This is a genomic window from Halostagnicola sp. A56 (genome assembly GCF_000691505.1).
Lineage (GTDB): Archaea > Halobacteriota > Halobacteria > Halobacteriales > Natrialbaceae > Halostagnicola.
This window is the reverse complement of record NZ_JMIP02000014.1, coordinates 246,204-259,916: the sequence shown is the minus strand read 5'-3', so window position 1 is coordinate 259,916 and position 13,713 is coordinate 246,204. Positions and strand designations below refer to the sequence as shown.

Annotated in this window: 12 protein-coding genes; 3 read left to right on the top strand and 9 right to left on the bottom strand. The window is 62.0% G+C overall.

Features of this window, described 5'->3' with window-relative positions:
* Positions 1-38: 38 nt before the first annotated feature.
* Complete coding sequence (eis, locus tag EL22_RS03160; protein WP_050050119.1) at positions 39-1,265, top strand: enhanced intracellular survival protein Eis; 1,227 nt, start codon at positions 39-41, stop codon at positions 1,263-1,265.
* A 135-nt stretch (positions 1,266-1,400) separates the two neighbouring features.
* On the opposite strand, the gene EL22_RS03155 is transcribed toward eis, so the two are convergent.
* The 8 genes from EL22_RS03155 to EL22_RS03120 form a co-directional block, all read right to left on the bottom strand.
* Entirely contained in the window at positions 1,401-2,396 is a 996-nt protein-coding gene (locus EL22_RS03155; RefSeq protein ID WP_050050492.1) for an ABC transporter permease, read from the bottom strand.
* Positions 2,397-2,428: 32 nt separating this feature from the next.
* Positions 2,429-3,619: an ABC transporter permease gene (locus EL22_RS03150; protein WP_050050118.1), complete on the bottom strand. Its 1,191-nt coding sequence runs from the start codon at positions 3,617-3,619 to the stop codon at positions 2,429-2,431.
* Positions 3,616-5,217 (bottom strand): ABC transporter ATP-binding protein, encoded by a 1,602-nt coding sequence (locus EL22_RS03145; RefSeq protein ID WP_050050117.1) that lies wholly within the window; start codon positions 5,215-5,217, stop codon positions 3,616-3,618. Before EL22_RS03145 ends, EL22_RS03150 begins: the two co-directional genes overlap by 4 nt.
* Before the next feature lie 5 nt (positions 5,218-5,222).
* On the bottom strand, positions 5,223-6,278 hold the full coding sequence (locus tag EL22_RS03140) for a BMP family protein (protein WP_050050116.1): 1,056 nt from the start codon (positions 6,276-6,278) through the stop codon (positions 5,223-5,225).
* Between the two features lie 324 nt (positions 6,279-6,602).
* Positions 6,603-8,549, bottom strand: a complete 1,947-nt coding sequence (locus tag EL22_RS03135; protein WP_197075831.1) for an ATP-binding protein — start codon at positions 8,547-8,549, stop codon at positions 6,603-6,605.
* Between the two features lie 154 nt (positions 8,550-8,703).
* Complete coding sequence (locus tag EL22_RS03130) at positions 8,704-9,024, bottom strand: hypothetical protein (protein WP_050050114.1); 321 nt, start codon at positions 9,022-9,024, stop codon at positions 8,704-8,706.
* 176 nt (positions 9,025-9,200) lie between these two features.
* Positions 9,201-9,401: a hypothetical protein gene (locus EL22_RS03125; protein WP_050050113.1), complete on the bottom strand. Its 201-nt coding sequence runs from the start codon at positions 9,399-9,401 to the stop codon at positions 9,201-9,203.
* 153 nt (positions 9,402-9,554) lie between these two features.
* Complete coding sequence (locus tag EL22_RS03120) at positions 9,555-10,349, bottom strand: sulfurtransferase (RefSeq protein ID WP_050050112.1); 795 nt, start codon at positions 10,347-10,349, stop codon at positions 9,555-9,557.
* Between the two features lie 281 nt (positions 10,350-10,630).
* Here EL22_RS03120 and EL22_RS03115 point away from each other — a divergent pair, with 281 nt between their 5' ends.
* Positions 10,631-11,494 (top strand): sulfurtransferase, encoded by an 864-nt coding sequence (locus EL22_RS03115; RefSeq protein ID WP_050050111.1) that lies wholly within the window; start codon positions 10,631-10,633, stop codon positions 11,492-11,494.
* 160 nt (positions 11,495-11,654) lie between these two features.
* Here the strand turns inward: EL22_RS03115 and EL22_RS03110 are convergent, their stop codons facing one another.
* On the bottom strand, positions 11,655-12,869 hold the full coding sequence (locus EL22_RS03110) for a polysaccharide deacetylase family protein (RefSeq protein WP_050050110.1): 1,215 nt from the start codon (positions 12,867-12,869) through the stop codon (positions 11,655-11,657).
* A 211-nt stretch (positions 12,870-13,080) separates the two neighbouring features.
* On the opposite strand from EL22_RS03110, the gene EL22_RS03105 reads away from it, so the two are divergent.
* On the top strand, positions 13,081-13,710 hold the full coding sequence (locus tag EL22_RS03105) for a hypothetical protein (RefSeq protein ID WP_050050109.1): 630 nt from the start codon (positions 13,081-13,083) through the stop codon (positions 13,708-13,710).
* Positions 13,711-13,713 lie beyond the last annotated feature (3 nt).

Below are 13,713 nucleotides of genomic sequence, written 5' to 3'. Positions count from 1 at the left end.
TCGCCACGTTATTGCGCGTTCGATCCGTTCGCGGGAGTATGGCCGAGTATCGTCCCCTGCCGGAGGACGGAATGGAGACCTTTTTCGAGTACACGAACTACGCGTTCGCCCCGCAACGGGGACCGATAGCGTACGATCCGGACGAGCACGAGACGCCGCGGTTGTCCCTCGGATCGCCGCGCGGCCTCTACGAGGGTGGCGACCGCGACGGCAAGCCGAGCGTCGTCTGCCGGCAATACTGGCTCGAGGCGACCGTCCGCGGTGAACCGCACCCGGTCGCCGGACTCGCGTCGGTCGCGTCACCCCCGGAATCGCGTCGAAAGGGCATGGTCCGGATGCTGCTCGAGCGCTCGCTCGAGGAGTACCGCGAGCGGAATCGGATCCTATCGGTCCTTTGGCCGTTTCAGTACGATTTCTACCGGAAATACGGCTGGGAGACAGCCAACAAGCGCGTGCGCTACGCGTGTCCACCGAACGCGCTCGCGTTCGCGACTGCGGCGGTCGACGACCCGGAGTTCGTTGCCGTCAGTTCCGACTCGTACGACGCACTCGATGACGTGTACCAGCGACACGCGAGCGAGTACGCCCTCTCGATCGAACGCGACGAGGCGTGGTGGCGCCACCGCGTGCTCTCGAACGACGGTCCGGATCCGTTCGTCTACGTCCTCGAGCGCGACGGCTCACCCGCTGGATACCTCGTGTACACGGTCGACGGCGAGGAACAAGGCTCTCGAACGATGTCCGTACAGGAACTCGCTGCGGACGACCACGATGCCTACCTTTCCCTGCTTTCGTTCTGTCACACGCACGATTCGCAAGTCGACGCCGTCGAACTCCCCGGACCGACCGATTCCTCGCTGCTCGATCTGACGCCGAACCCGGAGGCGGTCGACTGTACCGTCGAAACCGGGCCGATGGTCCGAATCGTCGACGTCGAGTCGGCGCTCTCGAGCGTCGCGTATCCGGACGCAGGCGTATCCGAGCGACCCCGTCGACTGACGCTCTCCGTCTCGGACCCGCTTATCGAGTGGAACGACGGGACCTTCTCCCTCGAGGTCTCGAGCGGAGAAGCGACCTGCGAACGAACCGTCGGCGAAGCCACCGTCGAACTCGATGTGGGCGCGCTCTCGCAACTGCTGGTCGGAACTCGGTCTGCCGCCGACCTCGAGCGGGTCGGGCGGCTTCGAGCGGAGTCTGCGAACGAACTCGAAGTGCTCGAGTCGCTCTTTCCCGAAACCGAGGTCTATCTCCGGGAGCACTTCTGAGCCGGCTTCGGAGCGATACGGATATCGTCGTCGCTCGAGCAGAACTGTCAGAATCCGTGTAGAAAACGATCTCGTGCTCGAGTCGAACCGTTCGAGACCGAATCCGCCTCGAACGGACACCAGGACGGAGCCGAATCAGTCGTCCGACTCGTAGTGGTCCCCGGCGGACGAGGGCATCTGGGTCTTTCCGACGAAGACGAGCACGACGAGTACGATCACGTAGGGGAGCACTCCGACCAGTCTCGTGGGAATTCCGATGTCAGAGGTCCGTTGAATACTGAGCTGGATCACCTCGAGGCCGCCGAACAGGAACGACGCGAAGAAGGCGCCGATCGGATTGTAGTTGCCGATCAGGTACGCGGTGAGGCCGATGAAGCCGCGTCCGTTCACCATCGTTTCGCCGCCGCCGGTGAATTGGCCGACTCTGAGAGCCAGTGCAGCGCCGCCGATCCCGCAGTACACGCCGGAGAGAACGGTTCCGACGTACCGAACCAGTTGCACGTCGACGCCCGCCGTATCGAGCGCTTTCGGGTCTTCGCCGCTCGCTTCGATCCACAGCCCGAATCGCGTTCGATTGAGGACGTACCACGTGAGCGGGCCCGCTACGATGAGCAACATGACGGGCGGCCGCATCACGAATATGTCCCCGAAAACGGGGAGATCTGCGAGACCCGGAATCGCCCATTTTGAGAACCCGTCGACGCTGGGACTGTTCACTTGGCCCCAGACGATGGTGCTCGCGAACGGGGCGAATCCGAGCGCGATCAGCCAGACCGCGAGCCCCGCGATGACCTGATCGGCCTTGAATTCGATGCAGGCGATCGCGAACAGGAGCGCGACCACCGCGCTGGCGACGATCGCGAACCCGAACGCCAGCCAGACGTTCGCGCCGATCGGCGTCAGCGACAGCGCGTACATGCTCGCGACCGCGCTGAACGCGCCGATGATGAGCAGTCCCTCGAGACCGATGTTGATGATACCCGCTTTTTCGGAGAAGATTCCGCCCAGCGCGGCGAACCCGATCGGGACCGTAAACCGCAACGCCATCGCTATCGACGACGCGTCCACCGGCCCGAAAAGCCAGAGACAGGCCACGGCCACGACGGCGAGACCGGCCCCGGCGTACAGCATTTCCTGTCTGGAGACCGAGACGCTCGAGACGTTCACGCTTGCTCACCTCCGCTGGTTGCGGGGGTGTCGGAGCCGAAGCCGGATCGTTTTCCGATCAGTCGGAAGAACTCGGGCATCGCGATGAAGAGGATGATCAGGCCCTGTATGACCTCGACGAGTTCGGTCGGCACGCCGAGCGAGAGATTGATCGCGAGGCTCCCGCTTTTGAGCGTCCCGAACAGGAGCGACGTCGGAATGATACCGATCGGATTGTTTCCGGCGAGGATCGAGACCGCGATGCCGTCGAAACCGAGCGACGGGATACCGGTTTGCCAGCGGTACTGGGCCATCATGACGTACATCGCGCCGGCGACGCCGCCGAGCGCGCCCGAGAGCGTCATGCTCGTCACGATGTTTCGTTCGGCGTTGACGCCGCTGTACTCGGCCGCAGTCTCCTGTATTCCGCTCGTGCGTAGTTCGTACCCTATCACGGTCTGCGTGTACAGGAGCGTGATCCCGATCGCGACAAGGAGTCCGGCGCCGAGCGCGAAGAAAGAGAAGCGCGAGCCGTCGATAGCCGCAGGGAACTGCGCAACCGCCGGAATCGTCTCGGTCAGGACCGAGTCGGACGAGGGGTCACCGACGTGGTTGTTGACGAGATAGAACGCGATGGCGGTCGCGATGAAGTTGAGCATGATCGTCGTGATCACCTCGTGTGCGTCCGCGTAGGCTTTCATCACGCCGGGAATCATCCCCCAGAAGCCGCCGACGACAGCGCCCGCGGCGATGCCGGCCGGAATCACGACGATCGTTCCGATCGCGTTGTTGGGAACGAACGGACCGAGCCAGAGAACGGTCACGGCGGTCGCCAGCGCGCCCAGTACCATCTGTCCCTGCGTCCCGATGTTGAACAGGCCGGCCCGGAACGCCACGGCGACCGAGAGGCCGGTAAACAGTAGCAGCGTCGTTTCCTGTAAGGTCTGTCCGAGGCTGATCGGGGAGCCGAACGCGCCCTGGAGCATCGTCGAATACACCTCGATCGGATTGTAACAGCCGTATCCGACCCCCGGAATGAAGACGACGGGGCTGTTACAGGTGGCGACGAACCCGGAGACGAAAATCAACACTGCGCCGAGTACGAGCGCGAAAACCAGCGACGCGACGCTGATGAGAAGGCGCTCGAGCGGCGAGGCGTCGACGAGTCGATCGAGCGTCCCGGCGAGCCGATCACGAAGCCCGCTCATGCGGACTCTCCTCCTCGAACGCGCGCGCTCTCGGCGGTGATCCCGGCGGGCTGCTCGCCGGCCATCAGGAGGCCGAGTTCCTCTTCGCTGACCGCGTCGGGATCGACGACAGCCACGATTTCGCCGTCGTGCATCACCGCGAGTCGATCAGAGAGCTGTCTCACTTCGTCGAGTTTCGAGGACACCAGCAAGATCGCCGTCCCGTCCGCCCGAAGGTCGAGCAGTCGGTCGTGGATGAACTCGATGCTGCCGATGTCAACGCCGCGAGTCGGTTGGGACGCGACCACCAGCGAGGGGTCACGCTCGAACTCGCGGCCGACGATGAACTTCTGCTGGTTGCCGCCCGAGAACGAGTGTGCGTCCGCGCTGGGGTCCGGCGGCCGGACGTCGTATTCGTCGATCACGTCGTCGACGTACTCCTCGGTGCTCTCCCAGTCGATTCGAAACCCGTTCGAGAATTCGGGCAGGCGTTGACAGCCGAGCAGCCCGTTTCGCCTGAGATCGTAGTCCATGACGAGGCTGCGCTTTTGTCTGTCCTCCGCGATGTAAGCCATTCCCATCCCGATTCGGTCGCTGCGCGAGGCGGTGGTAATCTGCGAGCCGTCGAACGTGATCGTCCCGCTCGAGGGCTGGTGCAGTCCCGTGATCGCTTCGATGAGTTCGGACTGTCCGTTTCCGTCGACTCCGGCGATCCCGAACACCTCGCCCTCGTGGACGGCGAAGTCGACGTCCGAAACCGCCGTCACACCGCGGTCGTCCTCGACGCTCATTTCCTCGACTTCGAGGATCGGGTCGCCGCGTTGAGCCGCTGGTTTCTCGAGGTCGAGTAGCACGTCTCGCCCGACCATCATCCGCGCGAGTTCTTCCTGGGAGGCCGCTGCCGACGAGACGGTTCCCACGAGTTTTCCGTCGCGCAAAACGCTAATCTCGTCGGCCGCTTCGAGCGCCTCGCCGAGTTTGTGCGTGATGAAGATTATCGTCTTCCCCTCGGCGATCAACTCCTCGAGGATGTCGAACAGGCCCTCGACCTCCTGTGGGGTGAGCACCGCCGTCGGTTCGTCGAGGATCAGAATCTCGGCGCCGCGGTAGAGCGCCTTGAGGATCTCGACGCGCTGTTGTTCGCCGATGCTGATCTCGTCGATCTGTGCGGTCGGGTCGAGGTCGAAGCCGTACCGCTCTGCGAGGGCTTTGGTCTCCTCGATGGCTTGTGCACGATCGGTCGCGAATCCGCCCCATTTCGTGGGTTCGTTTCCCAGCACGACGTTCTCGGCGACGGTCATCGTATCCACGAGCATGAAGTGCTGGTGAATCATGCCGATACCAGCGTCCATCGCGTCGCTGGGCCCGTCGAACTCGTGGCGGACGCCGTCGATGCGTACGGATCCCTCGGTCGGTTCGTACAACCCGTACAGTACGTTCATCAGCGTCGTCTTGCCGGCTCCGTTCTCGCCGACGAGGGCGTGGACGGTCCCCCGATCGACGGCGAAATCGATGTCGTCGTTCGCGACGACGCCAGGAAACCGCTTCGTGATTCCGTCCATGTGGACGGCGGCTGCACCGGGTCTCGCTCCGTCGGCCGACTCGTCGTCAGCAGACATGGTCTCTAGGAATCGTCAGTCGTCGTCGGAACGTCTATTTCGCCGTCGATGATCTGCTGACGGGACTCCTCGAGCGAACTGGTGACGTCTTCGGGGAGTTCGCCCTCGAAGTCCTGTCCGATCACCGCGGCGACGCCCTCTTCCTCGAGACCGAGATCGTTGGTCGTTCCGCCTTCGAACGAATCCTCGACGACCGACTGGATCGATTCGTAGACGGCGTTGTCGACTCGTTTGACCATGCTGGCGACGATCACGTCGCTGAACGATTCGGAGCTGATCGACTGATCGTCGTCGACGCCGATCGCGAATCGGCCGTTGGACTGGGCCGACTCGAAGACGCCGCCGCCCGTGTTGCCCGCGGAGTGGTAGACGACGTCGGCCCCGTCGTTGTACATCCCGTTTGCGATCTCCTGTCCCGTCGAGGAATCGTTGAAACTCCCCGCGTAAGCCCTCTGGACATCAATGCCCTCGACGGCGTGTTCCGCACCCGCGATGTATCCCGCCTCGAAGCGCTCGATGAGCGACGATTCTCGGCCGCCGACGAAGCCGACGACCGATTCGTCGGGGTTTGACTCGCCGCCGCCGTGTGCGTACTCGATTTCGGTCAACATTCCAGCGAGCTGCCCGACGAGGAACGAACCTTCGTGTTCGCGGAAGACGTAACTGATGACGTTGTCAGCGTCGACCGTCGAGTCGACGATCATGAACTGCTGATCGCTAAACTCCGCAGCGTTCTGTTCCAGATCTGTTTGGTGATCGAAACCGATACAGCAGACGAGGTCGATGTCCTCCTGGCGCGCGAACTGCCGTTGCATCTCGTTCATATCGCCGACCTCCTCGGGTTCGGCATCCTCGTAGGCGATGTCGAACTCCGACACCGCCTGCTCGACGCCCGCATTCGCCATGTCGTTGAACGATTCGTCGCCCAGTCCCCCCGTTGAGTAGACGATACCGATGGTGACGTCGGCCTCGCCTGAGCCGTTTCCATCGTTCACGAGGCAACCGGCAAGCCCCGAAGTTGCGCCCACGCCGACCGACGTCAGGAATGTTCGTCGTCGCATACTGAATACGGATTAAACGGAACCATCTTATACTTTCTGGACCAGCTGTTGTTCATCTAAACTCGTATTCGCGATTACAGTTGACGTATCCGCAACGAGCCGAAGTGAGATTCGGAAAATACATTATTAAATGTGGATAATTGTGTGGTTTCGGCACAAATCCCGCATACGATCGTGGATATAGCACAGAGATGATGGTTTTATAATTTGTTCTCGTTTTGCCCAGACTGGAGACACTTCAAAACGAACGCAACCGTCCCGACGGCTACGAGAACTCCATCGAATCCATCCGCCGACGGACCGAAGAACACGGGCGACCGAGAGCTAGTTGTTCGTGACAGGAAACGCCACGGTAAACACCGACCCGGTACCGGGTTCCGAATCGACGTCGATCCACCCGCCGTGGCGCTCGACGATGCGCTTACAGAGCGCGAGGCCGATTCCGCTGCCGCTCTCCTCTTCGGCGTCGTGTACCCGTTGAAACACCTGAAAAATTCTGTTTTCGTTCGTCGATTCGATTCCGATCCCGTTGTCTCGAACGCGAAGTAGCCACTCGTCTCCGTCCCGCGTCGCCGAGACATCGATGCGGGGCGGCGACTCGCCCGAGTACTCGAGCGCGTTGCTCAGGAGGTTCTGAAACACCTGTCGTAACTGGTTGCCGTCCCCCTCGATGACGGGGAGCGAACCCACGGAGATCTCCGCGTCGGTCTCTTCGATCTGAACCATCAGGTCTTGCCGTGCGTCCGCGAAGACATCGTTCAGATCGACGAGATCGAACGAATCACCGTGCGTCTCGACGCGTGAGTACTCGAGGAGCCCGTCGATCATCTCGCGCATCCGTTCGGCACCGTCGACGGCGAACGCGAGAAACTCCTGTGCGTCGTCTTCGAGATCGTCTCCGTACCGTCTATCGATCAGGTTCAGATAACTCGTGACCATCCGAAGCGGTTCCTGCAGGTCGTGACTCGCCGCGTAGGCGAACTGCTCTAGGCGCTCGTTCGAGCGCTCGAGTCGCTGCTGGTACTCCTTGCGCTCGGTAATGTCACGAAAGTACACCGAAACGCCAGTGTCCGAGGGGTAGATGTTCCCCTCGATCCAGTTCCCCAGCGGTTCGTGGTAGTGCTGGTAACTCGTCGGTTCGTTGGTTTCGATGGCGGTCTCGAAGCTCTCGCGGACATCCGGATCGTCGGTCGCCTCGGGAAACATCTCCCAGAGCGTGTTGCCGAGCAGTTCGGCTTCGGAGTGTTCGAGGAGTTCCTCCGCGCGGTCGTTGACGAGCGTGTACCGAAGGTCCTCGTCGAACGCACAGAACGCGTCGTCGATCCGGCCGAGGATCTCCTCGAGTTTCCCCTCGAGTTGCTTGCGGTCGGTGACATCCGTGAGCGCACAGATAGCGCCCTCGAACGAGTCGTCGTCGAACACGGGCAGACAGTCGACCGACAACCAGACCCGGTTCCCGTCGTCGTTCGTGATGCCGAGCAGTTCCTCGGTGACCGGTTCGCCGGTTCGTTTCACACGGGTGTAGGGAAGTTCGCTCACCGAAACGGCGTCCCCGTCCGGGCCCGCGAACCGCCACGATTCCTCGTCGACGCATCCCGGAAGGTCACTCGCGGGACCACCGAGAGCGTCCGCGGCGTACTCGTTTGCGAACACGATCCGACCGTCCGCGTCGATCGCCGTGATTCCGACCGGGCACATCTCGAGGATTTGCTCGTCCGTCAATACTCCACCACGTTTCGACTTCGATTCTCCATCCGCGAGCGCCGACGCGAGGACCCGTGCGACGTTCTCGAGAAAGCGGGCGTCGCGTTCGGTGAAGGCTCGTGGCTCGGTCGCGTACGTGCCCAGAACACCCCACGGTTCGGAGCTCGAACCGATTCGAACGGCGAGCGCGCTCGCGATGTCACGGTCGACGAGACGTACAGGGGCAGAAAAACGCTCCTCGAGTTCGAACTCGGGGACGAGGACCGGCTCGACAGCACACAGCGTATAGCCGACGTAGGAATCGGGCGTCGTCGAGAGCATCGTCGGATCGACCAGTTCGGGGCCCGGCCCGATATCGACGCGAGAGCGCAACTGCCCGACATCCGAGCGAAACTCGAGGACGTGACAGTGATCAGCATCGAGTGACGCACGAATTGCGTCCGCCGCGTGCTCGAGCAACCGACCCGGATCGTCGGTTTCGATGGCGCGCGAGCCGAGTCGCGAGAGAACGTCCTGCTGTTGAACTCGTGTCTCGAGTTCCGTACCAGCCACAGATGAAGAACCCATTTTGGACACAATACAAGCCGGTTGCGGTAAAGTATTTCCACTATCAAACAGAATATCCAAAATTTGTACCATATGTGTTCAAATTTCTCCATATACGTGAAATATATAATGCCAATCCACTTCTGAGCAGGGCGGTCGACGACCGATCGAATAATTAGGTTCGTTCTAACTCCTCGATCGGCTGTCCGCGAAGGCGCTGAATTCGTCGCCACTCGAAGTACGATTCGTTCCTGCTGAACAGATCGGGTGATTCGCCGTCCTGCGTTATCATTCCGATTTCGGCGAACCACTTCAGGTACTCTCGAGCGGTCTCCTTAGAAACGTCTGCATCTTCCGCAACGGTAGCGACGCGTGTCGGTTCGTACAGTTGAATAGCGACGGCGTAGACACGATCCTTGGTCGATTCCGTCGTTCGCTGTTCCGTCCACTCAGTCGCGACCGATGGAGGCTCCCTACCGGACTCGTCTCGATTCATTCCGTGAGCAACATACGACCGTTCGCAGTATATAATTTGTGGTCGCTTCATATAATATGCGTATCCGGGGAAGGGTGGTGAGCGGTGATATTCGCACGGGACTCCAAGCCAGTGAACGACCCCGGCCACAAGGGCCGGGACCTCTTCATGGTTCCATCAGAGTAAGGAGACGATCCTCACCGGAGTCGACGATACGCTCGAAGGAGGACCGAAGCGGCGGTCCCCACGCCGGGAATTCGCGAAGAAAGGGCGGCGGCGCCGAGCAGTACGAGGCCGCCAGCCCGCCGGCCCTTCGCAAATTCGGCCATCGCGTCGATTACTGTCGTGACGGTGCTCGCTTTCTTGAGCGTCTCCGCTCGAGTATCGGCAGTAGACATCAGTACGGATTATCCAAAGCGTCTCCCAGAAAAACGCCCTTGGCCTGCACACGCAAGGTATCTCGACGGTAACGCTGTCCCGATTTGTCGACCAGTGCTCTCGGACACGACTGCGAGGAGCCGTGCTTGACTCCAGTGCCCAGCCCGCAAACGCTACTCGCTGCCGGTCTCGAGCACGCCGTCCGCGGCGATCCACTCGGTGAGGCTCCCCTCGTAAAATCCGATATTCTCGTAGCCGAGCGCCCGGAGGACGACGTAGGTGTGGCTGATCCGCCGCGCCGTGTTACAGTAGAGGATAATCTCACGATCGGGCGTGATGCCGTGCTCGGAGAGTAGCTCCTCGAGTTCAGCCTCGGGCTTGAGTCGCCGCGTCTCGTCGTCGACGACCTCCCGCCAGTCGAACCGAACCGCGCCGGGCAGGCGAGCCTCCTCGTACTCGTCTTGTTCGCGGGTGTCGACAAAGATTGCGTCGCGCTCGAGCGCGGCTTCGACTCCCTCGAGGTCGATCAACGGGCTCTCCTCGGTGGAGAGTGGATCCGGCTCGTAGCTCGAGGGCTCGAATTCGGGCTCGTCGCTCGTCGTCTCTCGCTCCCGATTCCACGCGCTGAAGTCGCCGTCTAAGAGCCGAACGTCCTCGTGGCCGTAGACTCGTGCGGTCAGCACGAATCGGGCGGCGAACACGCCGTGCATGTCGTCGTAGGCGACGATGGCGTCGTCGGGTTCGATGCCGGCGGCCTCGAGGAGGTCGGCGAACGCCGCCGCGCCGGGGAGCGTGCCCGGCTCGTCGCTGTCCTCGTCGCGATAGCTGTCGAACGGAACGTTGACGGCACCCGGAAGGTGTCCGATAGCGTCGAACTCCCAGGCGTCTCGCACGTCGACGAGGCGAACGGACGGATCCTCGAGGTGCGCTTCGGTCCACTCCGGCGAAACGACGTAGGCGTCGTCCATTAAGGAAACCATCTCGACGCAGACTCGAGAGGTCACCGGTTCCGGCACCGCTCTCATCGGTGCCGAGGTTGTGGCAAATATATCCGCATCAGTGGTCGACCGATTCATCGTCTCTCCGGTTGCAGAGAGACGAAGGGCTGAAAACATCGAATACGGTCGTTTCAACCGCATACGATCGTTCGTCGCAGACCAATCCGGCAAAATATTCCTGTAAAATGAAGCGGTGACTGCATTATCCGGTTAGAAGGGGAACTATGTGGGGCAGGTTCCTACGGGTGTGTATGGCAACAGAATACGCCAACGACGTACTCGTAACGGCTGGCTGGGTCGAGGACCGACTCGACCAGTTCGAAAGTGACGATTCCGACCTTCGACTGGTCGAAGTCGATGTCGACACTGAAGCGTACGACGACGCCCACGCGCCGGGCGCGGTCGGCTTCAACTGGGAGACCCAGCTTCAGGACCAGACGCGACGGGACATCCTCGAGAAGGAAGACTTCGAGGACCTACTGGGCAGTCACGGCATCTCCGAGGACTCGACCGTCGTCCTCTATGGCGACAACTCGAACTGGTTCGCCGCCTACACCTACTGGCAGTTCAAGTACTACGGCCACGACGAGGTCTATCTGCTCGATGGCGGCCGCGAGTACTGGCTCGAGAACGACTACCCGACGACCGACGAGGAGCCGGACTTGTCGGCCGTCGAGTACGACGCGGCCGGCCCGCGCGAGAGCATTCGCGCCTACCGCGAAGACGTCGAGAACGCGATCGAGCGCGGCGTTCCGCTCGTCGACGTTCGCTCGCCCGAGGAGTTCCGCGGGGACATCCTCGCGCCGCCAGGACTCCAGGAGACGGCCCAGCGCGGCGGCCACGTCCCCGGCGCCCAGAACATTTCCTGGGCGGCGGTCACCGACGACGACGGCCTGTTCAAGAGCCAGGAGGAGCTCGAGGAACTGTACGCCGAGAAGGGCATCGACGGCGACGAGACGACCGTCGCCTACTGCCGAATCGGCGAGCGCTCGTCCGTCGCCTGGTTCGCACTGCACGAACTGCTCGGCTACGAGGACGCCGTCAACTACGACGGATCCTGGACTGAGTGGGGTAATCTCGTCAACGCGCCGGTAGAGACAGGCGAGGCCGAGTAACCAACGGGAACGAGGCCTCGAGAAGTCGAACGGGGAACGAAGTGACCCGTGAGACAGGCGAAGCCGACAACTGAGCGAAGCGAAGGCGTTCGCCTCGAGGCGAAGCGGTGACCGAGAGGGAATCGCGGACCGGACGAAGCCGACTCGCGTCTGGTAACGCCTAGAACACGTATTTTTCTTCGACGTCGCTCGGGAGAACGACTTTGAGGTCGCCGTCCGATTCCATCTCGCTGAGCGTTGCCATCGTCTCTTCGAACGAGTCGAGACGGTCGTCGTCGAGTTCGGTGTAGTAGATGGTCGTGAGTCCGTTCATCTCGGCGGTTCGCTCGAGCAACTGTTCTGCATCGTCTGTATCCGGGTTGCCGACGCGCGGACAGAGGGCCGTGTTGGTGACCTCGCCGCCGACGCCGTATCCGTTCGCGAACCCGAGATCGTGATGGCTCTTGACGGCATCGACGGCGGCTTCGTCGAAGCGGCCGAGCGGGTACGCGAAGTAGCCCGCGCCGTCCTCGAATCCGTTCTCCTCGAGCCACTCGACGCCCGACTGGATCTGGCCGGCCGGATCGTCGGACTCGGTCAAGTCTGCGGTCGTCGCCGACTGGCTAGCGATGGTCCAGCCGTCGTCGTGGAGTTCCTCGAGCTGTCCCAGATCCATGCGACCGTCGCCTCCGACGTAATCGGTGTTGACGAACGCTGTCGCCGGAATGTCGTACTCCTCGAGGACCGAGTAACCCTCGGTGTAAATCGTCTCGTGGCCGTAGTCGAACTGCACCAGCACCGTCCCTGTCTCGAGGCGCGGTACGAAGTAGAGGTCGTCACACCAGAACGTCCGCTCTTTCTCGGTGCCTGTCCAGGTCGTGATCTGAATGGAGGTGATCTCGGAGAGCGTCGGGTCGCCAACGATCTTGCTGACGCCGAAGTTGTACCGAACCAACGGAAGGTCGGGATCGACGCGTCCGCGATACTCGATCCGGTCACCGCTGTCGTCCGACAGCTGAATAATCGGGTTCAACTCGACCTCCGAGGCGACCGCCATACCGGGAACCATATCGGAGAAGTCCTGCGGGGAGTCGAACGTTCGCGAGATCATCACGCCCTCGTCGGACATGGACGCCTCGAGCTTGACCGACTGGGAACCGACAGCCGATCGGTCTTCGTCGGCGGACATGGTTCCTTGCTTCGTGAACCAGTACTCGAGGTCCTCGAAGTCGTCGAAGGTTCCGGTCTCGTCGTCGGGGCCGTCGCCGCCGTGGTCTTCGGGCGTATCGTCGTTCGGATCGTCCTCGCTTTCGTCGTCCGAGTCGTTTCCCGAACCCGCACAGCCTGCGAGTGCGACCGCACCGGCCGCCGTCACGAGATACGTTCGTCGTTTCATTGTGCATTCGAGAATAGTTTTGATAAGGTGATTGTTATCGCGTCGTTACTGTCCCCGAAGCCAATTAAAGGAGGTGCGTACCGGACGGTAGGGTCCGCAAAACGACGGCGGTACGTTACGGCACCTGCGTGGAAAAACGACGGCGGCGCGTACGGCACCTGCGTGGAATCGACACGACACACCTAACTCGCCGCCGGTCGAAACGGGAGCCATGACGGATGCCGAGACAGTCCTCGACCGCGTTCGCGAACACAACCAGACAGCCCTATCCCGACTGGGATCCTCGAAGTCGCTGTATGCAAGCACGGACGGCGACATCGACACCGAGCCCGTTCTCGAGGCGACCGCCGACGCCGAGTACGCCGCGTGGCAGACCTTCGACGAGTGGGCGGCCGATGAGTCGGACGAGCAAGCACGCGAGGCGTTCGAAACGACGGCCGACGAGGAACGAAACCACTACGAAACCGTCTCTGAGCGACTCGAGGAGTACGACCCGGACGAAGTCCCCGCGCTCCACGAGTACCTCCGCGGGCTCGAGTCGACGATCCCTCGCGCCGGCGCGTTCGCCGGCCGCATCCTCGCGAGCAAGCGCTCGAAAGAGCAGGTCGTCGGCTTCTTCGTCGGTAACGCCGACCCACAGAGCGCACAGCTGTTTCGCGAGTTCGGCGACGATCTGGACGACCAACTCGAGCGGGTAAGCGACCTGCTCGAGGCAGTCTGTGACGGCGACGACGACTGGGATCGAGCAGAAGAGGCCGCGACCGACGCAATCGAGGCCGCCTACGGCGAGTACGTCGAGAGCCTCGAGGCGATGGGCGCGAACCCGAAGCCCGTCTGCTGATTC

Bases quoted from the DNA above. Each gene is read 5' to 3' on its own strand.
- eis (WP_050050119.1), top strand. From the start codon at position 39: ATGGCCGAGTATCGTCCCCTGCCGGAGGACGGAATGGAGACCTTTTTC.
- EL22_RS03155 (WP_050050492.1), bottom strand. From the start codon at position 2,396: ATGCTGTACGCCGGGGCCGGTCTCGCCGTCGTGGCCGTGGCCTGTCTC.
- EL22_RS03150 (WP_050050118.1), bottom strand. From the start codon at position 3,619: ATGAGCGGGCTTCGTGATCGGCTCGCCGGGACGCTCGATCGACTCGTC.
- EL22_RS03145 (WP_050050117.1), bottom strand. From the start codon at position 5,217: ATGTCTGCTGACGACGAGTCGGCCGACGGAGCGAGACCCGGTGCAGCC.
- EL22_RS03140 (WP_050050116.1), bottom strand. From the start codon at position 6,278: ATGCGACGACGAACATTCCTGACGTCGGTCGGCGTGGGCGCAACTTCG.
- EL22_RS03135 (WP_197075831.1), bottom strand. From the start codon at position 8,549: ATGGGTTCTTCATCTGTGGCTGGTACGGAACTCGAGACACGAGTTCAA.
- EL22_RS03130 (WP_050050114.1), bottom strand. From the start codon at position 9,024: ATGAATCGAGACGAGTCCGGTAGGGAGCCTCCATCGGTCGCGACTGAG.
- EL22_RS03125 (WP_050050113.1), bottom strand. From the start codon at position 9,401: ATGTCTACTGCCGATACTCGAGCGGAGACGCTCAAGAAAGCGAGCACC.
- EL22_RS03120 (WP_050050112.1), bottom strand. From the start codon at position 10,349: ATGGACGACGCCTACGTCGTTTCGCCGGAGTGGACCGAAGCGCACCTC.
- EL22_RS03115 (WP_050050111.1), top strand. From the start codon at position 10,631: ATGGCAACAGAATACGCCAACGACGTACTCGTAACGGCTGGCTGGGTC.
- EL22_RS03110 (WP_050050110.1), bottom strand. From the start codon at position 12,869: ATGAAACGACGAACGTATCTCGTGACGGCGGCCGGTGCGGTCGCACTC.
- EL22_RS03105 (WP_050050109.1), top strand. From the start codon at position 13,081: ATGACGGATGCCGAGACAGTCCTCGACCGCGTTCGCGAACACAACCAG.